The 23,538-nt window shown below is 42.0% G+C and carries 26 protein-coding genes; 19 read left to right on the top strand and 7 right to left on the bottom strand.

The features are described 5' to 3' along the window. Positions 1 to 11 precede the first annotated feature (11 nt). The 3 genes from RMY00_RS24930 to shc all read right to left on the bottom strand — a co-directional run bounded on the left by RMY00_RS24930 (position 12) and on the right by shc (position 5,067). On the bottom strand, positions 12 to 2,480 hold the full coding sequence (locus tag RMY00_RS24930; protein WP_322650115.1) for a hypothetical protein: 2,469 nt from the start codon (positions 2,478 to 2,480) through the stop codon (positions 12 to 14). Continuing rightward, complete coding sequence (locus tag RMY00_RS24925) at positions 2,473 to 2,604, bottom strand: hypothetical protein (protein ID WP_322650114.1); 132 nt, start codon at positions 2,602 to 2,604, stop codon at positions 2,473 to 2,475. Before RMY00_RS24925 ends, RMY00_RS24930 begins: the two co-directional genes overlap by 8 nt. Before the next feature lie 552 nt (positions 2,605 to 3,156). Continuing rightward, positions 3,157 to 5,067: a squalene--hopene cyclase gene (gene shc, locus RMY00_RS24920; RefSeq protein WP_322650201.1), complete on the bottom strand. Its 1,911-nt coding sequence runs from the start codon at positions 5,065 to 5,067 to the stop codon at positions 3,157 to 3,159. Positions 5,068 to 5,191: 124 nt separating this feature from the next. Here shc and RMY00_RS24915 point away from each other — a divergent pair, with 124 nt between their 5' ends. From RMY00_RS24915 to RMY00_RS24905, 3 genes are all read left to right on the top strand, one after another. Then, positions 5,192 to 6,424, top strand: coding sequence for a glycosyltransferase (locus RMY00_RS24915; protein ID WP_322650113.1), 1,233 nt, complete (start codon positions 5,192 to 5,194; stop codon positions 6,422 to 6,424). 80 nt (positions 6,425 to 6,504) lie between these two features. Further along, complete coding sequence (locus RMY00_RS24910) at positions 6,505 to 6,741, top strand: hypothetical protein (RefSeq protein ID WP_322650112.1); 237 nt, start codon at positions 6,505 to 6,507, stop codon at positions 6,739 to 6,741. Further along, positions 6,738 to 7,517, top strand: a complete 780-nt coding sequence (locus RMY00_RS24905; RefSeq protein ID WP_322650111.1) for a nucleotidyl transferase AbiEii/AbiGii toxin family protein — start codon at positions 6,738 to 6,740, stop codon at positions 7,515 to 7,517. The genes RMY00_RS24910 and RMY00_RS24905 overlap by 4 nt, the downstream gene beginning before the upstream one ends. A gap of 30 nt (positions 7,518 to 7,547) precedes the next feature. On the opposite strand, the gene RMY00_RS24900 is transcribed toward RMY00_RS24905, so the two are convergent. Beyond that, entirely contained in the window at positions 7,548 to 7,898 is a 351-nt protein-coding gene (locus RMY00_RS24900; RefSeq protein WP_322650110.1) for an ArsR/SmtB family transcription factor, read from the bottom strand. Positions 7,899 to 7,979: 81 nt separating this feature from the next. Between RMY00_RS24900 and trxA the strand changes: the two genes are divergently transcribed. From trxA to RMY00_RS24845, 11 genes are all read left to right on the top strand, one after another. Next, entirely contained in the window at positions 7,980 to 8,303 is a 324-nt protein-coding gene (trxA, locus tag RMY00_RS24895; protein WP_012412473.1) for a thioredoxin, read from the top strand. 144 nt (positions 8,304 to 8,447) lie between these two features. Next, positions 8,448 to 9,242: an SDR family NAD(P)-dependent oxidoreductase gene (locus tag RMY00_RS24890; RefSeq protein WP_322650109.1), complete on the top strand. Its 795-nt coding sequence runs from the start codon at positions 8,448 to 8,450 to the stop codon at positions 9,240 to 9,242. Positions 9,243 to 9,385: 143 nt separating this feature from the next. Further along, entirely contained in the window at positions 9,386 to 10,498 is a 1,113-nt protein-coding gene (locus RMY00_RS24885; protein ID WP_322650108.1) for an alkene reductase, read from the top strand. A 108-nt stretch (positions 10,499 to 10,606) separates the two neighbouring features. Continuing rightward, positions 10,607 to 11,041 carry a YybH family protein gene (locus RMY00_RS24880; protein ID WP_322650107.1) on the top strand — a complete coding sequence of 145 codons (435 nt, stop codon included), beginning with the start codon at positions 10,607 to 10,609 and terminating at the stop codon, positions 11,039 to 11,041. Between the two features lie 98 nt (positions 11,042 to 11,139). Beyond that, entirely contained in the window at positions 11,140 to 11,805 is a 666-nt protein-coding gene (locus RMY00_RS24875) for a nitroreductase family protein (protein WP_322650106.1), read from the top strand. 270 nt (positions 11,806 to 12,075) lie between these two features. Then, entirely contained in the window at positions 12,076 to 13,374 is a 1,299-nt protein-coding gene (locus tag RMY00_RS24870; protein ID WP_322650105.1) for an MFS transporter, read from the top strand. Between the two features lie 156 nt (positions 13,375 to 13,530). Beyond that, positions 13,531 to 13,755: a hypothetical protein gene (locus RMY00_RS24865; RefSeq protein WP_322650104.1), complete on the top strand. Its 225-nt coding sequence runs from the start codon at positions 13,531 to 13,533 to the stop codon at positions 13,753 to 13,755. An 83-nt stretch (positions 13,756 to 13,838) separates the two neighbouring features. Beyond that, positions 13,839 to 14,018, top strand: a complete 180-nt coding sequence (locus RMY00_RS24860) for a type II toxin-antitoxin system RelE family toxin (protein WP_322650200.1) — start codon at positions 13,839 to 13,841, stop codon at positions 14,016 to 14,018. A 60-nt stretch (positions 14,019 to 14,078) separates the two neighbouring features. Then, positions 14,079 to 14,768 (top strand): SDR family NAD(P)-dependent oxidoreductase, encoded by a 690-nt coding sequence (locus RMY00_RS24855; RefSeq protein ID WP_322650103.1) that lies wholly within the window; start codon positions 14,079 to 14,081, stop codon positions 14,766 to 14,768. A gap of 34 nt (positions 14,769 to 14,802) precedes the next feature. Next, complete coding sequence (locus tag RMY00_RS24850) at positions 14,803 to 15,570, top strand: class I SAM-dependent methyltransferase (protein WP_322650102.1); 768 nt, start codon at positions 14,803 to 14,805, stop codon at positions 15,568 to 15,570. 645 nt (positions 15,571 to 16,215) lie between these two features. Continuing rightward, complete coding sequence (locus tag RMY00_RS24845) at positions 16,216 to 16,485, top strand: hypothetical protein (protein ID WP_322650101.1); 270 nt, start codon at positions 16,216 to 16,218, stop codon at positions 16,483 to 16,485. Positions 16,486 to 16,713: 228 nt separating this feature from the next. Here RMY00_RS24845 and RMY00_RS24840 read toward each other — a convergent pair whose 3' ends face one another. Next, positions 16,714 to 16,908: a hypothetical protein gene (locus RMY00_RS24840; protein ID WP_322650100.1), complete on the bottom strand. Its 195-nt coding sequence runs from the start codon at positions 16,906 to 16,908 to the stop codon at positions 16,714 to 16,716. Between the two features lie 469 nt (positions 16,909 to 17,377). On the opposite strand from RMY00_RS24840, the gene RMY00_RS24835 reads away from it, so the two are divergent. Together RMY00_RS24835 and RMY00_RS24830 are read left to right on the top strand one after the other, a co-directional pair. Continuing rightward, positions 17,378 to 18,076 carry a glutathione binding-like protein gene (locus RMY00_RS24835; RefSeq protein WP_322650099.1) on the top strand — a complete coding sequence of 233 codons (699 nt, stop codon included), beginning with the start codon at positions 17,378 to 17,380 and terminating at the stop codon, positions 18,074 to 18,076. A 71-nt stretch (positions 18,077 to 18,147) separates the two neighbouring features. Next, the gene (locus RMY00_RS24830; protein WP_322650098.1) at positions 18,148 to 18,693 is read left to right on the top strand and encodes a GNAT family protein; all 546 of its coding nucleotides are present in this window, start codon (positions 18,148 to 18,150) and stop codon (positions 18,691 to 18,693) included. 47 nt (positions 18,694 to 18,740) lie between these two features. On the opposite strand, the gene RMY00_RS24825 is transcribed toward RMY00_RS24830, so the two are convergent. Both RMY00_RS24825 and RMY00_RS24820 read right to left on the bottom strand, forming a co-directional pair. Next, entirely contained in the window at positions 18,741 to 20,093 is a 1,353-nt protein-coding gene (locus RMY00_RS24825) for a cytochrome P450 (RefSeq protein WP_322650097.1), read from the bottom strand. A gap of 110 nt (positions 20,094 to 20,203) precedes the next feature. Next, the gene (locus RMY00_RS24820; protein ID WP_322650096.1) at positions 20,204 to 21,100 is read right to left on the bottom strand and encodes an AraC family transcriptional regulator; all 897 of its coding nucleotides are present in this window, start codon (positions 21,098 to 21,100) and stop codon (positions 20,204 to 20,206) included. 96 nt (positions 21,101 to 21,196) lie between these two features. On the opposite strand from RMY00_RS24820, the gene RMY00_RS24815 reads away from it, so the two are divergent. The 3 genes from RMY00_RS24815 to RMY00_RS24805 all read left to right on the top strand — a co-directional run bounded on the left by RMY00_RS24815 (position 21,197) and on the right by RMY00_RS24805 (position 23,225). Continuing rightward, positions 21,197 to 21,454: a hypothetical protein gene (locus RMY00_RS24815; protein ID WP_322650095.1), complete on the top strand. Its 258-nt coding sequence runs from the start codon at positions 21,197 to 21,199 to the stop codon at positions 21,452 to 21,454. 330 nt (positions 21,455 to 21,784) lie between these two features. Further along, positions 21,785 to 22,237, top strand: a complete 453-nt coding sequence (locus tag RMY00_RS24810) for a hypothetical protein (RefSeq protein ID WP_322650094.1) — start codon at positions 21,785 to 21,787, stop codon at positions 22,235 to 22,237. A gap of 295 nt (positions 22,238 to 22,532) precedes the next feature. Further along, positions 22,533 to 23,225, top strand: a complete 693-nt coding sequence (locus tag RMY00_RS24805) for a hypothetical protein (protein WP_322650093.1) — start codon at positions 22,533 to 22,535, stop codon at positions 23,223 to 23,225. Positions 23,226 to 23,538 lie beyond the last annotated feature (313 nt).

The following is a 23,538-nucleotide window of genomic DNA, read 5'->3' as shown; positions in this document are numbered from 1 at the left end:
TTATTAATCTACTATGCTTGAATGACGAAGTCTGAACCAATCAAAATCGGCGCACCAGTCAGAGTTGCAAATAGACCACCGCTACCAAAACCAGCCGCGCTGCCATTTTGGTTGTAAAACAACTGTCCAGTTACAGCGTTATAAACAATTTTCGCCGTGCTGGTCGCTGCTGAAGAAGTAATTTTAAAATCACTGGCATTACTAAAACCTGTTCCCGTAGCAGAAGTAATAGCATTAAAGGTAGTTTTATCTAGGATAATTTTGTCACCTTCGGAGTGTTTAAAATCAGCGATCGCATCTACACCAACAGTAGCACTAACAAAAGCAGCATTGGTGTTGTAGAAAAATCTGTCAGCACCTGCACCACCAACAAGGGTATCATTGCCTGCACCACCAATGAAAGTATCATTACCAGCGTCACCCCGCAGCAGGTCATTGCCACTTTTGCCGTCGATTTTGTCATTACCCCCCTGACCATTGACCACATCAGCAGAGTTGTCAAAACCCTTAATGTTGTTGGATAGGTCATTAAGGAATGTCACCGTGTTCTTGTTGAACAGGCTAGTTTGAGTGGAACTGGCATCAAAGACATTAAAGCTGTCTGTGATGCTAGTTTGGCCATCAAACAGAATATTGCCAATGGCTGTTGTTCCAGAAGCTTTCAGATTATGCAAATTTTCCAACAGAAAGTTTTGCAGAGTGACTTTGGTATTAGCCACATTTTCAAAGGTAACTTCTAGAGTCTTGCCTTTTTGAGTCAACAGCAGATTTCGGACAGTTAAGCCACTCCCTGTAAATTGCAAAGTGTCTACTTTAGCAATTACAGCCGCCAATGGATTTGTGCCTTTACCTACACCGCCAAAATCAGTGATGATGTCATTGCCATCGCCTCGGCGAATCACAAACTTATCTTGACCACCATTGCCTGTTAAGGTATCGTTACCAGCTAAACCATCGATGATGTTGTTGCTAGCCGTGCCTACAAGAGTATCTGCACCAGGAGTTCCCGTCAGCTTAAGAGTGCTAACTCCGATATTTGGCCCGCCAAACAACACATAGCTTCGCCCAGCGCCAGGGATGCCGTTGGGTGTGGCAAAAGGTGCGCCTATAATCAGGTCGCCAACGCCATCGTTGTTGATGTCACCCGCAGAACTAACTGAAAGACCTATCGCGCCACCCCCAGGAATGATAAAGCCATTAGTGCCATTCAAATCAGAGAGGTTGAGGCTGCCACTTTTGCCCACATTCGTCCCCCCAAACACCACATAGGCTTGCCTACCATCAGGTGCGCCTATAATCAGGTCGTCAATACCATCAGCGTTGACGTCCCCTGCATTGCTGACTGAAGAGCTTGAGAAGCTATTCTTAGTAATACCATTAATGGCAAAGCCATTAGTGCCATTCAAGTCAGAAAGGTTAAAAGTGCCACTAGTGCCGATATTCGTTCCCCCAAATAGCACATAGGTTTGCCCAGCTTGAATGACACCGTTGGCGGGCGCACGCCATGCCCCAATAATCAAATCATCAATGCCATCGTTGTTAATGTCCCCCCCATTACTGACTGAGAAGCCTGATTCGTTACCTGCTGCAATACCATTAATGGCAAAGCCATTGCTGCCATTTAAGTCAGAGAGGTTAAAAGTGCCGCCACTGCCGACATTTTTCCCCCCAAATATCACATAACTTTGCCCAGCATTCTCCTTGCCGTTAGGGTCGGCTTCATAGGTTCCAATAACCAGGTCGTTAATGCCATCATTGTTAATGTCCCCCGCATTACTGACTGAGAGACTAAATTTGTTACCCCCATTAATGACAAAGCCATTAGTGCCATCTAGGGATGAGGGGTTGAGGCTGCCGCCACTGCCCACATTCGTCCTCCCAAACACCACATAGCTTTTCCCAAATCCCCCAATAATTAAGTCGTCAATACCATCGTTGTTAACGTCTCCCGCATTGCTAACTGAGTTACCTATGGTGTCTATGTCATTAATGCCGGTGATGGTAAAGCCATTAGTGCCATTCAAGTCAGAGAGGTTGAGGGCGCCGCTACTAGCAACATTCGTCCCCCCAAACACTACATAGCTTTCCCCAGCTTGAGAAATGTCGTTGCGAGAGGCAAAAGGTGCGCCAATAATCAGGTCGTCAATACCATCGTTGTTAATATCCCCTGCATTGCTAACTGACCTGCCTGAGTCACCACCAAAGCCGGTGATAGTAAAGCCATTAGTGCCATTTAAGTCAGAGAGATTGAACACGTCGCTACTGCCAACATTCGCCCCCCCAAATACCACATAGCTTTCCCCAGCGAAAGTGATGCCATTGCGGTTGGCAAGAGGTGCGGCAATAATCAAGTCGTCAACGCCATCGCTGTTGATGTCCCCCGCATTGCTGACTCTGTAGCCTGAGTCCCCATCTATGCCGTTTATAGCAAAGCCATTGCTGCCATTCAAGTTAGAGATATCAAATGATGAATTAGCCATGATTTTCTCCCAGTTTTAAGACAAGTCTCTTGACCTGCAATGGTATTGCATCGACTGACAATGGCATTGCATCGACTAACAACGGCATTCCATCGACTAACAATTCTATTTCTTTCGTTCTCATGCTCTATATGAGAATTAAGAAAGCGTCATCAAGCTAAATTTTTAGGACTTGTGTGTACACCATAGAGCAACAGGGGAAACAACCTCGTCCATCCACATTATTAGCGTAGCGGGACGAAGTTCGGGAATGGAGTTCCCCGTTGCTTTCAATAATTATTCTTAGAGGATGTTTTAAAAGTCATGATTGATGTATCAAATATTTTTTTACCCCTCCCTAACCCTCCCCTTTATAAGGGGAGGGAACCGGATTTTCTTGTTTCCCCCCTTTATAATGCTACCGTGTATACACAAGTCGAGTTGGCAATCAAATCAACGAAAAACAACGGAAAATTATTTTTAAAATCCTTGATTTTCCATTAGTACTCTATCAATAAGCTGACACTATTGATAATCAGTTTGCTTAACTCAAAACCTTGCCTACCAAGGCTTGTATCTTACCAGGCAATGATTTTAGGACTTGTGTATACACCGTAGCCTTTATAATGGGGGATTAAGGGGGGTAAAAATTCGATTCAAATCACAGTCAACCACTTTTCAAACAACCTTTTAACCTTTATTGAATCACTGCTTGATAGCGACCTAGCGCAATTAAAGGAAAGTATTGTTGATACAGATGATACTTGAGATAAAAATGACAAGGAAAGCCAGTACCTGTAAAGTCAGCCTCAAACCAAGTACCATCTGGCTGTTGAGTTGCCACTAGGTAGGCAATTCCTCGCTCGATCGCACCAAGAGCTAATTTACCAGTTGCTTCACCTGCTGCTAAGAGGCCAATTAAAGCCCAAGCAGTTTGAGATGCAGTACTATTTCCTTTTCCTTTAAGACTGGGATCGTTGTAACTGCGGCAAGTCTCACCCCAACCACCATCTGAGTTTTGACATCCGACTAACCAAGCTGCTCCTCTTTCTATATGGAGTTTATGCTTTTGAGGGTAAATCAAAGCCAAGGCTGATAAAACGCCACTGGTGCCGTAGATATAGTTGACACCCCAACGACCAAACCAACAGCCTTCGGTTTCTTGTTCGCCTAGAAGATAAGTAAGCGATCGCTCTAAATTATCACTATCAATTGACAAATCACAAGCACCCAGCATTTCTACGACTCTAGCCGTAACATCTGCGGTATTTGGATCAATCATCGCTTTCAAGTCGCCATAAGGAATGGAGTTAAGCCAATCTTGATCGTTATCCAAATCGAATGCAGCCCAGCCGCCTGGTTTACATTGCATAGATGCAATCCAGTTTAACGCCCGTGCGATCGCCGCCTGCTTAATTTCTTCATTTGGGAGTTTCGCCAAATGTAAAGCCATCACCACCACAGCCGAGTCGTCTACATCGGGATAAAAGCGATTGTCAAACTCAAACGCCCAAGCCCCTGGTTTTCCCTGAAGATTTTTTACAGCCCAATCTCCGTAATCTAAAATTTGTTTTTGCAGCAACCATTCTCCAGCTTGCACTACGACGGGATGATCTGGTGCAAAGCCAGATTCTACTAAAGCACGCATCGCCCAAGCTGTATCCCAGACGGGTGAAACACAGGGTTGAACCCGATAGCTATCCTCTGTTTCAATGACAAAGTTATCAATTGCTTGCAAACCTCGTTCCACAATGGGATCGTTTCGGTCATAATTCAGACACCGCAAAGCCAGCATTGAATTCAACATTGCCGGAATAATCCCACCCCAGTCACCTGTAGCTTCTTGGCGCTCTAAAATCCATTTTTCGGCGGCTTTGATGCCTTCTTGGCGAAAGGGTACTAAATTCAGACTTTCTACAAACTTGAACCCCTGGTCAAGGGTGAGGAATAAATCTGTCCAATCGCCTGCTTGGGGTAATTCCCACCGGACTTGATCAACGCCTTCAGCGTAGAGTTCATCTAAGTTGATAGTTGGATCGGTGATAAAAACAGGTTTGCGATCGCACACAATCAGCAATGGTACTGTACTAGAACGCGCCCAGCTAGACATCTCGTAGATATTAACTGGAAAAGCTTTTGGCAACAGCATTATCCAAGGTGGTAGCGAGGGAATACCGCGCCAGTTGTAACAGCCAATCAAGGCTAGGTGTAACTTGGTGAAAATCCGAGTTTTGCTGATACCACCGCGTTGCAGAATAAAGGTTCGCGCCCGAACCATCGCCGGATCGTTTGCTGGTACACCTAGCAGCCTCAGCGCCATGTAGGCTTCAACCGAGGTACTAAGTTCTCCGCCATCACCGTAGTAAAGTTCCCAACCGCCATGCTGCCGTTGCTCTTGACGCAGGTAGGCTGCAACTTTGTGTAAAGGTCTGCCTTGGTCTGTTCCCCAAATTTTATGCAGGAGGACGACTTCAGCAGTGATGGTGACATTGGATTCTAACTCTGCCCACCAGTAACCGGCAGGATTTTGAATCGAAAGTAAATATTTTTGACTGGCTGCGATCGCTGTTGCGACTTGATTGACTTTTACCCTGTCTTGTGTCTGCATCAAATACTATTTAACCTCAACACCAACACTAGTTATGAACACGGCAATATTATGATGAAAAAATTTTTTCTTTATTTAGTAGACATAGTATTCTGTCTGAGTCACTGAGAATTTGCAATAGGTCATGGATGTAATTGTATTAGGATTGATGCTCTTATCCTTGACAATTTGGTTAGGATTACTGTGTTTTTGGGGACAGTTTTGGCGGACAGACCAGCAATTAGAGGTTACAGAAACTCAGCTAGAATCATTACCTGTGGTTTGTGCCGTAGTTCCAGCCCGTAACGAAGCCGAATTGCTACCAACTACATTGCGATCGCTCTTACTCCAAGACTATCCTGGTTCTTTCAACGTGTTTTTAGTAGACGATCGCAGCACAGACCAAACAGCAAATTTTGCCGAAGGGGTTGCACACGCTGTAGGTAAACCCCAGCAATTGCATATTATCTCAGGTGACTCACTGCCTCCCGGTTGGTCGGGCAAACTTTGGGCAATTGAACAAGGTATAAACAGCGCTAGTAAATTCGCACCTGACTATTTTTTATTAACCGATGCAGATATCGAACACGATCCTAGTAATCTTCGGCGACTCGTTGCTAAAGCTGTGCAGGAAGATTTAGACCTGGTTTCGGTAATGGTGCGACTCAGATGTGAAAGCTTTTGGGAAAAACTTTTGATTCCAGCTTTCGTCTTTTTCTTCCAAAAACTCTATCCTTTTCGCTGGGTAAATAATCCCAACAATCCCACAGCCGCCGCCGCCGGGGGATCTATTCTGATCGCCCGTGAAGCTTTAGAGCGAATTGGTGGTATTCAAGTGATTCGCCAAGCTTTAATCGACGATTGTGCCTTAGCTCAGGCTGTTAAGAAGAGTGGAGGACAAGGGGACAAGGAGACAAGAGGGATAAACAATGCCCCATGCCCAATCCCCAGCCAAGGGCGTATCTGGCTTGGATTGAGTACCTTGACTCGTAGTTTACGTCCATATAACTCGCTGGTGACAATTTGGGATATGGTTGCTCGTACTGCTTATACCCAACTGAATTATTCTCCATTACTATTATTGGGAACTTTAGTAGGAATGCCTCTGATTTATCTAGTTGCACCTGTGTGTGTAATTCTGGGTGCAGTTTGGGGCAATTGGGCGATCGCACTTACAGGTTTATTAGGATGGTTGTTAATGTCATTGGCTTACTACCCAACGATCCGCTTTTATAAATGTTCTCCTTGGTTAGCATTTAGTTTACCTGCGATCGCTTTTCTCTATACCCTGATGACTCTTGACTCAGCACTCCGTCATTGGCAAGGACGCGGCGGCGCTTGGAAAGGAAGAGTTTATCCCAACCCAGATAATTTATAGTTAGAATAAAATTGAATTTCAAAATTGTTAGTGCTAATCTAAAATTAAAGTTAAGCCTAAAGTGGTTGATTAAAAGAGTTATGACAACCGCAACACCAACAAACAAGCCAGTTATTGTACCCAAAAAACTGCCTTTTCTGGAGTCGATTTGTTGGCAGACCGCCGATGTATATCGCTTTACTTCAGAACAAATGCTAAGTCGCTACGAGCGTGGCTGGCAATATCACGACCTATTTAATAATCTTGAGGGTGAAGAACTCAATTTCCTTAAGGAACTTGCCAGACGCTATAAATCTTGGTTACAAGTTTCTTTATGACCTTCAGGTTAGAACACCATAATAAAATTATCACAGTTATTGAATCCTTAAATTCTGAAATACTTAGGAAGGGTTCTGCTTACTTCGGTGGCGGAACCCTTCTTGCATTTGAGTTTGAAGAATATCGTTGGAGTAAGGACGTTGATTTTATCGCTTCTGTTGGTACAGAAGGCTACAAATACCTACGGGAAGTAATATTTGAAGATGGGCATGAAGCATTATTTCGGGATTTAAGTAAAATCCAAGTTGGACGTAGCACAACTGACCAATATGGAATTCGGATGATAGTTTTTGTAGATGATGTGCCAATTAAAACGGAAATTATTGCCGAAACGCGTTTTCAATTAGACCCACCAAGATATCCAAAATGGTCGTCTGTTCCCTGCTTAAGCTTCAATGACTGTTTTACCTCTAAGCTGCTGTCAAATTCTGACCGTTACGCAGATGACAGCGTTGAGGCAAGAGATTTAATTGATCTAGCAGTTCTCAGGCTGCAATCTCCAATCCCTCAAGCATCAATCGAAAAGGCCGAAAAAGCATATCAGGTTATGCGTCCTTTGGAAAGAGCGATCGCACTATTTCAGGGAAGACCAGATTACAGAGAGAAATGCTTTCTCAGTCTACAAGTTGATCAAGCTCAGATACCTAAAATCATCGACGGTATTGATTTACTCTCTACAGATTTAGGGTTATCTCCCACTCCAAGGGCTTTTCGAGAACAACATGATATCTTTGCTGATTTAGAAACACAAATTGAAAAACGAGAAGATTCTTAAACAAATAGCGTTGCCTAATGCTCAATGCCCCTAAATCCTAAAAGCTGTTTGTTTAGTACTCGTAGGGCTAACAGGCAATGGTTGAGCCGCTTTCAATATGGCATCCAGCAATCCTGGGAACAGCACCTCTAAATCTTCACGCCGCAGGATGTTAATGTGCTGTGTCCCTTCTTTGCGTGTTAAGACTATCCCCGACTCCCGTAAAATCTTAAAATGATTGGACATCGTAGACTTAGCGATCGCAAAATCAAAACTGGCACAGCATTGTTCCCCCTCAGTAGCCAACCGCCGCACAATCTCTAGCCGGACTGGATCGCCCAATGCATACAGCACTCCCGGTAAAGAAATATTTTTTCTATCTGGATGATAAAGAAATCTCATAGTTGCATTATCTCATCAGGTGGCATATATTTTTATTATTCGATATTATCGAATTATAGAATTAATTAGGAAGGCAATTTTATGTCATCCATTACAAATGTCACAGAAGCCACATTCAAACAAGAAGTCTTGGAAAGTGAAATCCCGGTATTAGTGGACTTTTGGGCCCCGTGGTGTGGCCCTTGTCGGATGGTGGGCCCAGTTGTCGATGAAGTTGCTGCTGAATACGAAGGACAGGTGAAATTTGTGAAGCTGAACACAGATCAAAATCCTACTGTCGCCAGCCATTATGGAATTCGCAGCATTCCGACGCTGATGGTTTTTAAAGGCGGTCGGCAGGTCGATACTGTCGTTGGGGCAGTTCCAAAAACCACCTTGAATAAGACCTTAGCACAGCATCTTTAATTTAAGTGAAAGGGGAGTAGGGGAGTAGGAAGCAGGCAGAAAATTTCTCTCCTCTGCACTCTTCCTCCTTACCCTTTGCTTCTTGTGCCCCATTCCCTACTCCCAATTCCTAAATTCTGTTTCAACTAACGGGGAAAGAGCGAAATGGACTTGAAATTGCATGGTAAATCCGCACTGGTGAGTGGTTCAACCGCAGGTATTGGTTTAGCGATCGCTCTTGGGCTAGCTCAAGAGGGTGTATCAGTGATTATCAACGGTCGCTCTAAAGAACGAGTAGACCAAGCGATCGCTAAAATTAAGCATTCTACACCCGACGCGAAAGTTTCTGGAGTTGTTGCTGACACAGGTACTGCATCAGGGATAGAGAAGCTTTTTCAAGAGGTTCCTCACGTTGATATCCTGATCAACAATTTAGGTATTTACGAGCCAAAAGCCTTCTTTGATATTACTGATAAAGACTGGTTAAACATATTTGAGGTTAACGTCCTCAGTGGAGTCCGTTTGAGTCGGCAATATTTGCAAAAGCAGCTAGAGCAAAACTGGGGGCGGATAATTTTTATCTCCAGCGAATCTGGCATTCAAATTCCAGTGGAAATGATTCACTACGGTACAACTAAGACAGCACAGCTAGCCATTGCACGAGGTCTAGCAGAAATGACTGTCGGGACTGGAGTCACAGTAAACTCAGTCCTACCAGGGCCAACCCGCTCAGAAGGAGTTGAAAAGTTTATTAGCAACCTGGCACAGGAACGTAGTATTGATCGCTCCCAAGTCGAGGCTGAGTTTTTTCAAAATGTGCGTCCAAGTTCCTTAATCAAACGCTTTGCAACTAATGAAGAAGTAGCAGCGATCGTAGTTTATCTTTCTAGCCCCGTAGCTTCAGCAACTAATGGTGCAGCTTTGCGGGTAGATGGTGGCGTTATTCGGTCGATTGTTTAGTTTGGGCGGGAGTGGGGGATGAGGGAGCAGGGGAGACAAGGGGACAAGGGGACTTAAATCAGAACTTGCAACAAGTGTTTCCCCTTGTCCCCCCTGCCCAATGACCAATGACTAATGACTAAAATATTTGGAGATAAAAACCAATGACTGGTGATATCAACTTATTCTCTCCTTACCAATTAGGGAATCTGGAACTACCTAACCGGATAGTAATGGCACCCTTAACCCGAAACAGGGCAGGCCAGGGAAATGTACCATACCAACTGAATGCTACTTACTACGCCCAACGTGCTTCCGCCGGACTGATTATTTCTGAAGCAACACAGGTAACTCCTGAAGGACAAGGCTATCCTGCTACACCAGGAATTCATTCACTAGAACAGGTGGAGGGCTGGAAGTTAGTAACCGATGCCGTACATCAGCAGGGAGGGAGAATTTTTCTGCAACTATGGCATGTAGGCAGAATTTCTCACCCTGACTTCCAACCGAATGGAGCTTTACCTGTGGCACCTTCTGCCATTGCTCCTAAAGGTGAGACCGCAACTTATCAGGGGCCCAAACCCTTTGTTACTCCCCGTGCTTTAGAAACTTCAGAAATACCACATATAGTCGAACAGTATCGTCAGGGAGCGGCAAATGCTCTAGCGGCTGGGTTTGATGGGGTAGAAATTCACGGTGCTAATGGTTATTTAATAGATCAGTTTCTGCGCGATCGCACCAATCAACGTACAGATAAATATGGCGGTTCCATTGAGAATCGCGCCCGATTCCTCTTAGAAGTCACAGAGGCAGTAACTAGTGTATGGGATTCTACCCGAGTAGGAGTACGTTTATCTCCCAGTGGGACTTTTAACGATATAGGTGATTCCAATCCCCTAGAGACATTTGGTTATGCGGCTCAAGCGTTGAACCAGTTTAATTTGGCATATCTGCATATTTATGAGGCAACAGAAGCAGATATCAGACATGGCGGAATAATTGTACCCACTAGTCACATACGCGATCGCTTTACAGGTACACTCATCGTCAATGGTGGTTATACTCGTGAAAAAGGCGATGCTGTACTGGCAAACAAAGCAGCAGATTTAGTTGCCTTTGGCACATTATTTATATCAAATCCCGATTTACCCCGACGCTTGGCTTTGAATGCACCACTAAACGAAGCAAATCAAGCAACCTTTTATGGTGGCGGTGAACAAGGATATACAGATTATCCATTTTGGTCATCTGCTAATGAGCAGGTAGTCAACACCTAATTTATGTCATCTAAATAGTTCAAACCCAAGTTCCGCACTCTGAGGAGATTCTCGGTTTTTCCAGGATACCAACATCGGTAAAATGGTTGTGCAAGTTGGTCATAAACTATGAAAGAGACTTTAGAAGAAGCGAAAATCAAAGAACGCGTTAACGATTGGTTAGCTGCATTTAGTCCAGGCAATAAACCATTTGATTTTTCTGTTTTAGATAATCTCTACTGGCAAGATGAAAAATTCCTAGCCTTCGATACTCTCTCACCACAGACTACTCGAATTCAAGGATGGCAATCCTATGAGGAAGTCTGGAAACCTTTCATGGTTGCAATAGCACAGTGGCAAGTTAAACCAGTTGGAGATATTCGGATCTGGACAAATGATAACATTGCCGTCTCTGCTTTGATCTTCCGCAGTACCGCAACCACCATTGCGAAAGAAGCGGTTGTAATTACGGCTCATGCGACACTTGTATGGGAGAACCGACAGGGACAATGGCGTATTATCCACGAGCATATCTCTAACCCAGTTAATATAGATACCAATTAGAGAAGAACACATTCCAGTGTCCTGTTCTCTAATGCTCTTGAATCACTCTAGGCATAAAATCCGAAACCCTTTCATAACTCAACTATCAGGAGAATCTCATGAGTTCCATCACCCAAACTCAAGCTTTAGATGTACCGAGTGCGATCGCTCAACGTCGTTCCATCAAAACTTTTAAAACAGACCCCATCGCCCCAGAACTACTTAAGCAACTGGTAGAGTTAACCGTGGCAGCACCTAGTAGTTATAATATCCAGGACTGGCGAATTATTATTGTGCAAGATGAGGCGCAAAAGGCAGCACTATCAGCAGCATCGTGGAATCAACAGCAAATTGTCCAAGCACCTGTAACCTTTGTGTTTGCCGCCGATCCTAACGCAGGCGAACAAAACTTGGCCCCGATTCTAGAACGGGGACTTGAAACTGGGGCATGGAATGAAGGCACGGTAAACTACTTTAAAACCGCCATCCCGCAATTTCAAGCTGGATTAGGCGACAAACGACGCGAATATGCGATCAAAGATGCCATCATTGCCGCCACTCATTTGGTGTTAGCAGCAGAAAGTTTAGGATTATCCACTTGTTTTATGAATGGTTGGATTGAGGATCAGGTAAAACAAGTGATTGGTGCTGGGGATAATCCAGATTTAGCGATCGCTGTTTTAGTTCCCGTTGGCTATGCAGCAGAACCACGTTTAAATCCAGGTCGTTTGCCATTCTCTTCCAATGTCTCTGTAGACAGAATCGGTAACCCTTATGCAGGGTAACTTTTCCTAAATGGGGAATGGGGAATGGGGAATAGGTGATAAGTCTTTGATACTCGCCAACGAGTCTTTAATACTCGTGAATGAGTCTTTGATACTCGTGAATGAGTCTTTGATACTCGTGAATGAGTCTTTGATACTCGCCAACGAGTCTTTTATACTCGCCGACGAGTCTTTGATACTCGTGAATGAGCCTTTGATACTCGCCTCCCCTGCTCCCCCTGCTCCCCCTCGCCTCCCCTGCTCCCCCTGCCCCCTTCCCCCTCCCCAACCATGTCCCTACCCTCCTTTCTAGCGCGTCGTTCGTTCCACTATGCCTGGATCGTAGCTGGTTTAACCTTCCTAGCCTTGCTCGTTGCAGCCGGAATTCGTTCTGCTCCTGGAGTTTTTATAGTGCCTCTCGAACAGGAGTTCGGCTGGAGTAGAGCAACTATATCTTTGGCAATCTCCATTAATTTAGTACTCTACGGCTTGATTGGCCCTTTTGCCGCCACAGTTATGGAGCGGATCGGCATTCGCCGGATGATGGTGTTCTCACTTGCTGTAATTGCTCTCGGTGTCGGTTTAACTACTTTGATGTCAGCTTCCTGGCAGCTAGTTTTGCTGTGGGGTGTAGTTGTTGGTTCTGGTAGCGGAGTTATTGCCCTAGTTTTAGGTGCTATTGTTGTCAATCGCTGGTTTTTTGAGAAGCGGGGTTTAGTTCTGGGCATTCTGACTGCCAGTACAGCTACGGGGCAACTGGTATTTCTGCCGATGCTGGCCTCAATGGCTGATCGCTTCGGGTGGCGAACTGCTGCTCTGGCTCTTAGTGGTGCAGCACTTCTAATTATTCCAGCGATCGCAGCCTTTATGCGCGATCGTCCGACGGATGTCGGTTTGCGACCCTTTGGCGACAACAGCGAAACTGTGGAAATATCGCAGCCTAGAGCAAATTCCATCGCCTCTACCCTCAACGCCCTCTGGCTGGGAATGCGTAATCGAGACTTCTGGCTGTTATTTGGTAGCTTTTTTATCTGTGGTGCAAGCACAAATGGGTTAATTGGAACTCATTTGATTCCCGCTTGTATTGACCACGGTATCCCTGAAGTCAAGGCTGCTGGTCTATTGGCAATCATGGGACTATTTGATTTTTTTGGAACTACTATGTCCGGTTGGCTATCCGATCGCTGGAACAATCGCTACTTATTGTTTTGGTACTACGGACTGCGGGGTTTGTCTTTGATTTTCTTGCCCTTCAGTTTCAACTTTTCCTTTTATGGACTTTCCATTTTCGCCGTTTTCTATGGACTTGATTGGATTGCCACTGTACCACCGACAGTCCGTCTTGTTGCCAACGTCTTCGGTAAACAAAATGTCGGCGTGATGTTCGGTTGGATTGTAGCAGGACACCAACTCGGTGCAGCCACAGCAGCATTCGGAGCCGGAGCGTTGAGAACTTGGACGGGTAGTTATTTACAAGCGTTTATTTTCTCAGGCGTTCTCTGTCTAATCGCCGCAGTTTGTGTACTGCAAATTGGTCAAAGTCCCACTAAGGGCAATTCACAGTTATCTTCATTCACGCTCAATCCTTAATTTATAGCTGGTATGTACCTTGATTTATCAAATAAATCCTTTGGTTCATAATACTCTCGCAGTAAAAACCTATTGAGAGTATCATGTTAAAATCCCTCAATATTTTCACAACTTTGATAAAGTGTCAAAACAATTAATAGCAGAGGATGAGTAAAAATGAAAACCGAACACGAACGCGAACAATTAATTAAAGATATCAACATACTGCTAAATCAAGCTTATGACAGTACTTTAGACGAGATTTATGCTCTACTAAAACGTATAGATGATGAAGAGGATGAAGAGGATATAAAAGCTATTAGAGAAGCTAGGGAAGATAGACGCATCAATGGTACTGTGTCTTGGGACGAATATAAAGGATATGAGAAAGAAACTGCGTAATGTATCAAATTGAATTTACTAAAGGTGCAACAGAACAACTAAATAAACTCCCAATCAACATTAAAAACCGCATCGATTAAAAAATTTTAGCTTTAGCTATAGAACCTCGTACCAAGAGGGTTACAAAATTAAAGGATGAAGAAAATACTTATCGGATTCGAGTAGGTGAGTACCGAGTGATTTATGAAATATATGACAATATTTTGTTAATAAGTGTAGTTAAAGTAGGGCATCGCAGTAAGGTTTATGAAGATGAAAGTTGACATCCAATCAAAACTAAGAACTATCATCAACTGTTAATCCTAACAAGGAGAATTAAATTTATGGCAACAACAGCTTTAATTGTCGGTGCAGGTAGTGGACTAAGCGCATCTTTAGCTCGCCTATTTGCCAAAGAAGGATTCACCGTAGCTTTAGCGGCTCGCCAAATTGAAAAACTCACTCAATTAAGCAGTGAAATTGGCGCAGTTAGTTTTGCTGCTGATGCCTCAAACCCAGATGAAGTAGAACAGTTATTTATTGATATTGATAATAAAATTGGTTCCCCGAATATTGTCGTTTATAATCCTAGTTACCGAGTGAGGGGGCCTCTTGTTGATCTTGACCCTGGTGAGGTGGCAAAAACCCTAGATGTAACTGCTTATGGCGGCTTTCTCGTTGCCCAAGCTGCTACCAAAAGGTTTTTGCAGCTTGGTGGCGGTGCTATCTTTTTTACTGGAGCCTCAGCGAGTGTCAAGGGTTATGCTCAGTCTGCTCCCTTTGCAATGGGTAAATTTGCACTGCGCGGTTTGGCTCAGAGTATTGCTAGAGAATTAGCACCAAAGAATATTCATGTGGCGCATTTCGTGATTGATGGGGCAATCCGCTCCACAGTCCGCCAAGATCCAGCAGATAATCCTGATAGTACTCTTGACCCAGATGCGATCGCTCAAACTTATCTCAGCATTTTACGCCAACCTCGCAGTGCTTGGACTTATGAAGTAGAACTACGCCCGTGGGTAGAGAACTTTTAGGCAAGACAATTGTTACAAGAATAGTTTTGCAGGTATGAATATTGATTTTGGTGCAACTGCTACTGATTATGCAAAACACCGCGCTGGCTTTCCCAGTTCATTATTTAACAAACTGTCTGAATATGGTATAGGTTTACCAGGGCAGAATATTGTTGACCTTGGTACAGGAACAGGAACATTAGCGCGGGGCTTTGCCGATAGAGGTGCTTATGTCATTGGCATAGATCCATCAGTTTCACTTTTAGAACAAGCGAGACTGTTAAGCGAATCTATTGAACTCAAAGTAGATTATCGAGTTGCAACTGCTGAGAATACTGAGTTACCAAACGCAAGTGCGGATGTGGTGACAGCCGGACAGTGTTGGCATTGGTTTGATCGTCCCCGTGCTGTCCAAGAAATTACTCGAATATTGAGAAAAAATGGCTCGATCGCGATCGCTCATTTTGATTGGATACCCTTAAAAGGTAATGTTGTTGAAGCAACAGAACAACTGATCAAGGCTCATAATCCAGCGTGGAATTTGGATGGCGGTAATGGAATGTATCCCTTGTGGTTACAAGACATTGGCGAAGGAGGATTCCGAGAAATCCGCACATTTTCTTATGATGTATTTGTGTCTTATACACACGAAGCTTGGCGGGGAAGAATTCGTGCTAGTGCTGGTGTGGGAGCCAGTATGACACCAGAAAAGGTAGAAGTATTTGACCAGGAATTGGCGACATTACTCGAAGCAACATATCCTACACCAATTCTTCAGGTTCACCATAGAGTTTGGGCTGCGATCGCCAAATCACCGCTATGAAAAAGTATAATGGTCGCTGCCATTAAAGATAAAGGTTTTCGGTAACAGACAAGGCAAAGTATTAAGCCAAGACTAATTAAGGCGATTGTTCGCAGAGGGATTTCTTACCTCCACGCGATCGCGCCACCCACAGACATGCAAAAACGAAAACCAATGTCTTGCTTGCAAACTACAGCAGCTACGCCAGTTGAGCGTCTTATACAATTGATACCTGCTCATAAAATCAATTTAAAGGAAAATACGTAGAACAAACTTAGAAATATTTATTGATAACTTTAAGCAAATCCTGCAAGGCTATAAATAATTTATGATTCTTTTATAAATATTATTTACATATCAACACATCAAAACTTTTATATATTAAAAAGCTTGATAATTATAGTAATAAAGGCTATATAACAGATTAAATTTCATATACTTACTTACTAAGGTTAGATAAGAAAATGCTCATAATAAATACTGAGAAAAGAGCAAAAAAATTGTTATAGGGCTTGCTATCTTTCCAAGTCTGAATTGTCAAGTCTGTGCACATACATTCTTTTTGATTAATCTAATTAATAGTTAGAGTAAGAAAAAATATTATTTTCTTGCTCAAAACATAAAAAGTAAATTTTCGTATTTCTTTATTTGGGAGAATAATTCACTATGTCTAGAAATAAAAGCCTGATAGTTGAAAACCAAGAAGAATTGTTTGAAGACTTATCAGATGAATGCTGCGAACAAATAACAGGAGGTAAAAGTTGGTGGAAGAAAGTTACAAAAACACTTGAGCATGCCACAATAAAAACTTTGAATAATGCAGGCAGCGCAGTAACTCAGGCTGGAGGCATGACAGCACTTGGAATTTACACAGCAGGTGAGCTAGCTTTAGAAGCAACTGGAATAGTGGGAAAAAACCAAATAGACGGAAATTAGACTAACAAAACTTAAACAATTTATTTATCTCATTTCTCAACTCTAGCCGAGAAATACACTTACTTAAGCTCTGCCTCTTTGAAACAACTAAAGGCAGAGCTTTTTGCTTACTACACTTCAAAAATGACTCGTGCATTTTTGGACTACCAAGGAATAAAATTAGCCACATAGCAAGCTGCCAGTGATAGCTTCTTTGCAGTAGAGAGACGAATATTGTAATTGTTAAAGCTAGTCTTGCTTGATAGGTTTGTTTATAGCGATCGCTTGTAGTAACATTTTTGGCAGCCAAAAAGAATCATATTTATTTCCCAAATATAATTTTGGGAAATATGAATCTGGCTGGATAGTGGAAAATCCTGATGAAACATAATCTCCTTTTGGCAATAAGCTTCCTTCAATCAGTTTTACTGTCTTTTCACTCATAAGCTACTCTCTAAATTATTTGAAATTCTCGGTTTTGGAGTTGCAATTTTACTACACAACTTCTCGAAAAGCGCCATTATCCCTACAGATGAACTAGTTAATTTTTTTTAAGCATTACGTGTTTTTTTTTGTAATGCAAAATTATTAATAGCCCAGCAAAATAGTCCAGTATAGGGCTATAGCTCCATACTGAAAGCGATTTTCCATCTTAACTCTAGGACAATTCTTTTGGGTATAAAGTGCTAAAATACTTACTGTATATACACAGGACTTACGCAAAAACTCTCTGAAACTCTTATTCCTTTGTGTCCTTTGCGTCCTTTGCGGTTCGTTTTATCATGATTTTGCGTAAGTCCTAATACATTTTTGCAGCTTTCGCCCTCTTCTTTTCAGATTTTGTAAGAAATCCGAAAAAGCTGTCCGCACTATTAGCTTAAAAAACAATTGCACAATTTTAGGGAAGATAATCATGATCGATCTTTATTATTGGACAACCCCAAACGGTCATAAAATTACGATTTTTTTAGAAGAAGTCGGTTTGCAATATACCATAATTCCTGTGAATATTGGGGTTGGGGATCAATTTAAACCCGAATTTTTAAAGATTTCTCCTAACAATCGCATCCCTGCGATCGTTGACCAAGAACCCGCAGATGGAGGTGCGCCGATTTCGGTATTTGAGTCTGGTGCAATCTTGCTATACTTGGCAGAAAAAACCGGGAAATTAATCCCTCAAGATTTACGTAATCGCACTCAAGTTTTAGAATGGTTGTTCTGGCAAATGGGAGGACTGGGGCCAATGGCGGGACAAAATCATCACTTTAGCGCCTATGCTCCTGAAAAGATTGAATATGCGATTAACCGCTACGTGAATGAGACGGGACGCTTATATGGAGTGCTGAATAAGCAATTAGCAGATAGAGAATTTGTGGCTGGTGATTATTCTATCGCCGATATTGCTGCCTATCCCTGGATTGTACCCTATGAACGCCAAAGTCAGAATCTAGAAGATTTTCCTAATCTCAAACGCTGGTTTGAGGCAATTAAAGCCCGTCCAGCAACAATTCGCGCCTACGAGAAAGCAGAAGCACTGAAAACTCAGGCGCTCGATCCAGATAAGTCACGGGATTTGTTATTTAACCAGTCGGCGAAGACTATTCAACCTTAAGCCTAATGAAATTGTCTTGTTACTATGGCGATCGCTAATTTAGCTCTAAACCCAGATCATTAGTCGCAACTATGGGCAACGATTTCTCACTATCTTCCTTTCCTGAATTAGAAACAGAAAGGCTCCTTCTTCGTGAGACAACGTTGCAGGATGCTGAGGCTATCTTTGCTGTATTCTCCGATCCAGGCGTGACTCAGTTTCACGATCTTGATACTTTCACTTCTATTGAAGAAGCCATTGCTGTTGTTGAACGTAGAGCCAAGCGGTTTGAGCGAGGAGATGCAATTCGCTGGGGAATTGCCCGTAAGCAAGACAACGTTATGATTGGTTCTTGTGGGTTTACATGGAACCCACAAGAACAGTCTGCTGAGGTTGGTTATGAGCTTGCCAATACTTTTTGGAGACAAGGCATTATGACAGAGGCAGTGCGTACCATCTTGCAATTTGGGTTTGAAAAAATGGGTTTGCGTTTTGTTGTTGCCCAAGTCATGCTGGACAACATAGCCTCTAAAAAGCTGCTAAAAAAGTTAGGTTTTCAGAGTCAGGGTGTACTGAAACAGCATGGCTTCTTCAAAGGGCAGTTTCACGATCTAGAGCAATTTGTGCTTAACAAATAAGAAAACCGAGTGAATAGGTTAGCAACGGATACAAGCTGATGTTGAGCTTAGTTTTTTAGTTCGAGGTTGCTGATTTGCGCCTGTAATTTTCCTTCTACTTGAAAAGGTAGTTGATGATAGTTGTTAGATTCATATTCTGGTGTCACTTTCCAATCATATCGTTGCAGCAACGTTGCCAAAAAAATCTTAATTTCCATCTTGGCAAACTCCATTCCAATGCATATATGTTCACCACCACCAAAACCAATTAAAGCAAAGGAGTCTTTTTTATCTTCTTCGCGGGGAGGGGCAAAGCGTTCTGGCTCAAAACTTTCTGGGTTAGTATAAATCTCGCTCATGCGATGCGTTAATCCTTGAGTAATAATCACCACCCAACCAGGAGGAATGCGGTATCCTGCATATTCAATTTCTTTTACAACTCCCCGAAATAGTACTACACCTGCGGGATTGTAAAGTCGTTCTATTTCTTTCAAAAAATAAGTCATTTGATTAAGTTGCTTAAGGTGTCCCAAGTTTAAAGGTTCATCTCCTACAACTTCTGCCAGTTCTTGGCGGAGTGTCGCGCGCCATTGCGGACGCGCTGCCAGTTCAACCATTGCCCACGTTAAGGATGTAGCAGTAGTGAAATGTGCCGCATTCAATAAGTGTATCAGTTCGTCTATAATCTGTGAGTCGGCTAAAGCATTCCCCTCTTCATCTACTGCTGCTAAAAACAATCCTAATACTTCACAAGACTCCTGTAAGTTGCCTTGAAGTTTGCGTTCGCTGATAATTTTTTGTAAGAAAGCTTTAAGCTGACGACGAGCATTTTGGGAACGACCATATTTTGTAAACGGTATATCTAGCCGCAATAATGCTAATGCTCCCTGCGTCAAAGTGTTATACAACTGTTCGACTTGCTCAACTTCGCTTTGTACTTGAACACCTAATAATAGCCGAATCCCAATTCGCAATGCTAACTGATTAAATTCATTCTTAATAAAAATTGGGCTGTCTTCCATCCAGTTTTCTAAGCAGTTGTTAACTTCAGTTTGCATAATGTCAAAATAGTTAGCAATGGCTTTTCCATGAAACGCTGGAGCCATTAAGCGACGAGTGCGGCGATGTTCTTCACCATCTTGAAGCATCATTGGTCGCCCGAAAATATGCTCCATAGCTACTTTCCATCCTAAGTAGGAAGATACACGATCAGCTTGTTCTTGCAGAATTAGTCGATTTGCTTCCGTCCCTACCAAAACTGCATATTTATTTCCTAAAATACTGGTTTTAAAAATGGGCCCGTAGCGTTGGTAGTTCTTCGTCAATCCCCATCCTTGAGTAGCAAATAATCGCAGAGTTTCACCTAAAATAGGTAGCCCAAAGGTACCGGGCATTTCTTCGGCTGGTTTTAGTTGTGTCATTTTTTTAAACTATAGGACTCAAAGTGTAGTGATAACTATTGAGTCTAGCTTTTACAAGATCATACCGTCTCACGTTATCTTCCGAAAACTAGCGTTATCTTCCAAAAAATTCAGTGTAGCTTCTTAAATGCTTGAGGAGTGATGCCGATATATTTGCGAAAAACCTTGGTAAAATGACTTTGACTTTGAAATCCTACTATTTGGGAGACTTGTATAACTGATAATTCTCGCTTTGCAAGTAAATATTTTGCTCTTTCGACTCGACATTTAGTAATATATTGGTGAGGTGCTATTCCCATTGATTGCTTAAATAAGCTAGCAAAATAATGCGGGCTAATCTGTGCGATCGCAGCAATTTCTGCTAAAGACAAATTTTGGTCTAAGTTATCGTTGATATAAGCAATGGCTTCTTTTAATTTATGTTTTGGTAATCCACCTGTATATTCTCGAATAATGAATTTTTGCGTCGAGTAACGTTTTAATAAATGCACTGCCAGCAGATTTACTGCTGACTCTATATACAAGGAACTATTAAATCCACTATTTTCTATTTCCTGCTTGAGTGTCAGTCCAATTTGTTGAATCAGTGGATCGTGGGTTTGCAGTTGTTGTACAATTTCAACTGCATCAGCATTTACTGACTCATAGGCAACACGAGTAATCATTGCTGGTTCAAGACCGATGTGGATAAAACCTAACTCCTGTTCAAATTGTACTGCTGGAGAAATTTGATGAGCAGGAAAAATACCGACATCAGTTGTTGCATAAGATTTACTTTGCCAGTGTCCGTTAATTTTTAATTTAGCCTGAAACTCTCTAGTATAAATAGTAATAATGTTCTGGAAAGGCAATGTTTCAGGGAGTTGATAGTTTGACTGGCGATGATAGGCAAAATAAAAACCATTCCAACCTGCGACTGGGCTAGAGATAATTAAAGGTTGTGGAAGGAATTGTTTTAGTTTGTCTGGTTGGGCGGCATTAATTATAAGAGGCTGCTCTATTTGCATGAGACTCGCACGCTTTTTTATCGAAGAAAGACAAAGAAGATTTATTGAACAGTAACTCTTTTATACCATTTTGAATTTTAGATTTTAGATTTTGGATTGGAAACCGCTTACTGTATCTGGGTTTCCTTTGTCCTTTCAGTTAGTCTATTGCTATTTATCCCCTTAAGTATTTTAATGGAATTGGGCTTTTATATGATGCACAGCACTCTCCAAACCCAAGCCACTGAGCTTTCCCCGGAAGCACGAGGTACTGCTGTTTCGCTGTTCGCCTTCAGCTTGTTTCTCAGCCAGGGAATCGGCACACATTCAGTAGGATTGTGGATAGCTTCGGCTACATTTATTGCTTTATTCTAGTTAGTGTAGCGATCGCTCTGCTCTCTGTTTGGCTAGTCAATTCAGAAGCAAGTTGTACATAACTAAAACTTTTATAAATCAATCTTTGGCGCTAGTAATCAAATTTTGTTACTTCCTTTTGATTACTGATGAGCTTTGGTATCACTTTGAAACGCCCCTAGAATAATGTCAGCGCATTATCTTGCTAGACGACAGAGTAAAAGACGTTTTGGTTATTAGGGAATAAAACCTATGATTTTTTTAAAGTTTGCATAAATAGCTAAAAATCACCAGATAAGACTATTGAGCCTAGACCAAGAGAATTTGTAAAATTTAAAAAGGAGAATCATCATGAATTCATTGAAGATGTTCATCAATCCAGCAAAGATTTTTGCATTTGCCCTATCATTTCTTATATTCTGTTTTTCTACATCAGCAATCGCCGCGCCAAGCACGCTTGCTACTTTAATTATTACGGAAAAAGCTCAAATTACTGGAGGAAAGTTCAGTATCGACACAACAACACCAATTCCTTTGCCAGCTACAACAGTTATTCGCTCTGCTAAACTTTTTTTGCCAACTGGTGAAACTGGAACAATTAACAAGATTAAGATTTCTAGCCCAAATGGACTTGAATTTGGTTGTCAAGATATTAAGGTGAAAGACGGTGTTGATTTAATTAAAGCTTGTGGTGGGCCTGCTGTTTTAGAAGCAGGAGGAGTAATTACTTATGTAGCTGAAGGAAGTGGTTTTGCACCAGAACCTGACACCAAACTCACAGTTGTTTTATCGGATGATTTTTAGACACTACTTTCAAGCATAAATTAAAGCCACAAATTCAGTGAATAAGTCGATCTAGCTTTTATTCCAAGCACAAATTAGCTGAATCAGCTTCATCTCTCAATATTTGTGCTTGGAATAGATGACCAAAAAATTTATAATTCATAAATAAATTATAGAAACTGTACAGTAGCCTTTACTTAATTTTGAGTGAGTGTGGTCTTAAAGGGCGTGGATACTTCACTCAGTAGACCATACAATCTTTAAATTATAAATTACTAATTATGAATTATGTTGACGCTATGTAAATATATTACTTATGTCAATAATTTATCCCGTAACACATTTCAGTCTTATCTTGATCGAATGGGTATTAATCGGCTGGGCAATTCGTATGTGGCAGCAATCAACTAGCCTAGCAATGATTGTGTTGCCTATAGTACTAGTTAGCATTAGCTATGACAATATTATTCTTTCAATAGGAAGTCTGATTGGTGAAGGAGAGCTTTTAAAAACTCTCTCTATGCTGCGCTTTCTATTACATTATTTAGTTGTACCGCTATTTATTGTGATTGGTGTTGAACTCGCTCACCGCGCCGGAGCTAATTGGGCTAATACAGTAGTGCGGATTTTATCTTGGGTAATCGCATTGGGACTTACAGCAATAGATATTATCACTCGCTATACAGGGCTTCAACTAGTTCCAATAGAGTTCGCAGGAATCCTACGCTATCATGTTGCCAACTTGAGCGGCCCACCAATTATCACGATTGTAGTTAATCTATTTGTCGTACTAATTGGCATCGGTATTTGGTTTAGCCTGAAATGGCCGTGGTTATTTGTAGGAACCTTGGTTTCCCTTATTGGTAATGCTATGCCCTCTTATGCAGTAGGTACGCTTGCTGGAAGCTGCTCTGAATTGGTAATGGCAATAAGTTTGTTGTTAACTGAGGAACGCACACAGTTTTTTCTTGTTACTCAAGGAGAGACAAATTTTCTATCTAGTGACTAAAAACAGATCCAATAACCCACAACTTGCATAGAAGAAATACGTTCATACTCCAAAATGTAATTATGCCAATTAAATCATTACATACCGTTGTTATGAGCTTTTTGGTGTTAACTAAGCAGAAAAAACCTAAACTATGTAAAAATAAATAGAGAAAATGCATTTACCAAGGTAACTTAAAATATGAACGCTCTTTTAAGGAGATTCCTGGCTTGCTGGGCAATACCGAAGTTTGTTAAACCTTAAAAACTCATACTTATTACAGAAAATCAAAGATCAAGCAAAACTAATTAAGTTGGAATTAGCTGCTGTTAGA

It is taken from the genome of Nostoc sp. ChiVER01 (genome assembly GCF_034531155.1).
Classification (GTDB): domain Bacteria; phylum Cyanobacteriota; class Cyanobacteriia; order Cyanobacteriales; family Nostocaceae; genus Nostoc.
This window is presented reverse-complemented; position numbering and strand designations above follow the sequence as displayed.

What these genes read in the sequence shown, in the direction of transcription:
- RMY00_RS24930 (WP_322650115.1), bottom strand. Translation starts at nt 2,480, where the DNA reads ATGGCTAATTCATCATTTGATATCTCTAACTTGAATGGCAGCAATGGC.
- RMY00_RS24925 (WP_322650114.1), bottom strand. Translation starts at nt 2,604, where the DNA reads ATGAGAACGAAAGAAATAGAATTGTTAGTCGATGGAATGCCGTTGTTA.
- shc (WP_322650201.1), bottom strand. Translation starts at nt 5,067, where the DNA reads ATGCAGACACAAGACAGGGTAAAAGTCAATCAAGTCGCAACAGCGATC.
- RMY00_RS24915 (WP_322650113.1), top strand. Translation starts at nt 5,192, where the DNA reads ATGGATGTAATTGTATTAGGATTGATGCTCTTATCCTTGACAATTTGG.
- RMY00_RS24910 (WP_322650112.1), top strand. Translation starts at nt 6,505, where the DNA reads ATGACAACCGCAACACCAACAAACAAGCCAGTTATTGTACCCAAAAAA.
- RMY00_RS24905 (WP_322650111.1), top strand. Translation starts at nt 6,738, where the DNA reads ATGACCTTCAGGTTAGAACACCATAATAAAATTATCACAGTTATTGAA.
- RMY00_RS24900 (WP_322650110.1), bottom strand. Translation starts at nt 7,898, where the DNA reads ATGAGATTTCTTTATCATCCAGATAGAAAAAATATTTCTTTACCGGGA.
- trxA (WP_012412473.1), top strand. Translation starts at nt 7,980, where the DNA reads ATGTCATCCATTACAAATGTCACAGAAGCCACATTCAAACAAGAAGTC.
- RMY00_RS24890 (WP_322650109.1), top strand. Translation starts at nt 8,448, where the DNA reads ATGGACTTGAAATTGCATGGTAAATCCGCACTGGTGAGTGGTTCAACC.
- RMY00_RS24885 (WP_322650108.1), top strand. Translation starts at nt 9,386, where the DNA reads ATGACTGGTGATATCAACTTATTCTCTCCTTACCAATTAGGGAATCTG.
- RMY00_RS24880 (WP_322650107.1), top strand. Translation starts at nt 10,607, where the DNA reads ATGAAAGAGACTTTAGAAGAAGCGAAAATCAAAGAACGCGTTAACGAT.
- RMY00_RS24875 (WP_322650106.1), top strand. Translation starts at nt 11,140, where the DNA reads ATGAGTTCCATCACCCAAACTCAAGCTTTAGATGTACCGAGTGCGATC.
- RMY00_RS24870 (WP_322650105.1), top strand. Translation starts at nt 12,076, where the DNA reads ATGTCCCTACCCTCCTTTCTAGCGCGTCGTTCGTTCCACTATGCCTGG.
- RMY00_RS24865 (WP_322650104.1), top strand. Translation starts at nt 13,531, where the DNA reads ATGAAAACCGAACACGAACGCGAACAATTAATTAAAGATATCAACATA.
- RMY00_RS24855 (WP_322650103.1), top strand. Translation starts at nt 14,079, where the DNA reads ATGGCAACAACAGCTTTAATTGTCGGTGCAGGTAGTGGACTAAGCGCA.
- RMY00_RS24850 (WP_322650102.1), top strand. Translation starts at nt 14,803, where the DNA reads ATGAATATTGATTTTGGTGCAACTGCTACTGATTATGCAAAACACCGC.
- RMY00_RS24845 (WP_322650101.1), top strand. Translation starts at nt 16,216, where the DNA reads ATGTCTAGAAATAAAAGCCTGATAGTTGAAAACCAAGAAGAATTGTTT.
- RMY00_RS24840 (WP_322650100.1), bottom strand. Translation starts at nt 16,908, where the DNA reads ATGAGTGAAAAGACAGTAAAACTGATTGAAGGAAGCTTATTGCCAAAA.
- RMY00_RS24835 (WP_322650099.1), top strand. Translation starts at nt 17,378, where the DNA reads ATGATCGATCTTTATTATTGGACAACCCCAAACGGTCATAAAATTACG.
- RMY00_RS24830 (WP_322650098.1), top strand. Translation starts at nt 18,148, where the DNA reads ATGGGCAACGATTTCTCACTATCTTCCTTTCCTGAATTAGAAACAGAA.
- RMY00_RS24825 (WP_322650097.1), bottom strand. Translation starts at nt 20,093, where the DNA reads ATGACACAACTAAAACCAGCCGAAGAAATGCCCGGTACCTTTGGGCTA.
- RMY00_RS24820 (WP_322650096.1), bottom strand. Translation starts at nt 21,100, where the DNA reads ATGCAAATAGAGCAGCCTCTTATAATTAATGCCGCCCAACCAGACAAA.
- RMY00_RS24810 (WP_322650094.1), top strand. Translation starts at nt 21,785, where the DNA reads ATGAATTCATTGAAGATGTTCATCAATCCAGCAAAGATTTTTGCATTT.
- RMY00_RS24805 (WP_322650093.1), top strand. Translation starts at nt 22,533, where the DNA reads ATGTCAATAATTTATCCCGTAACACATTTCAGTCTTATCTTGATCGAA.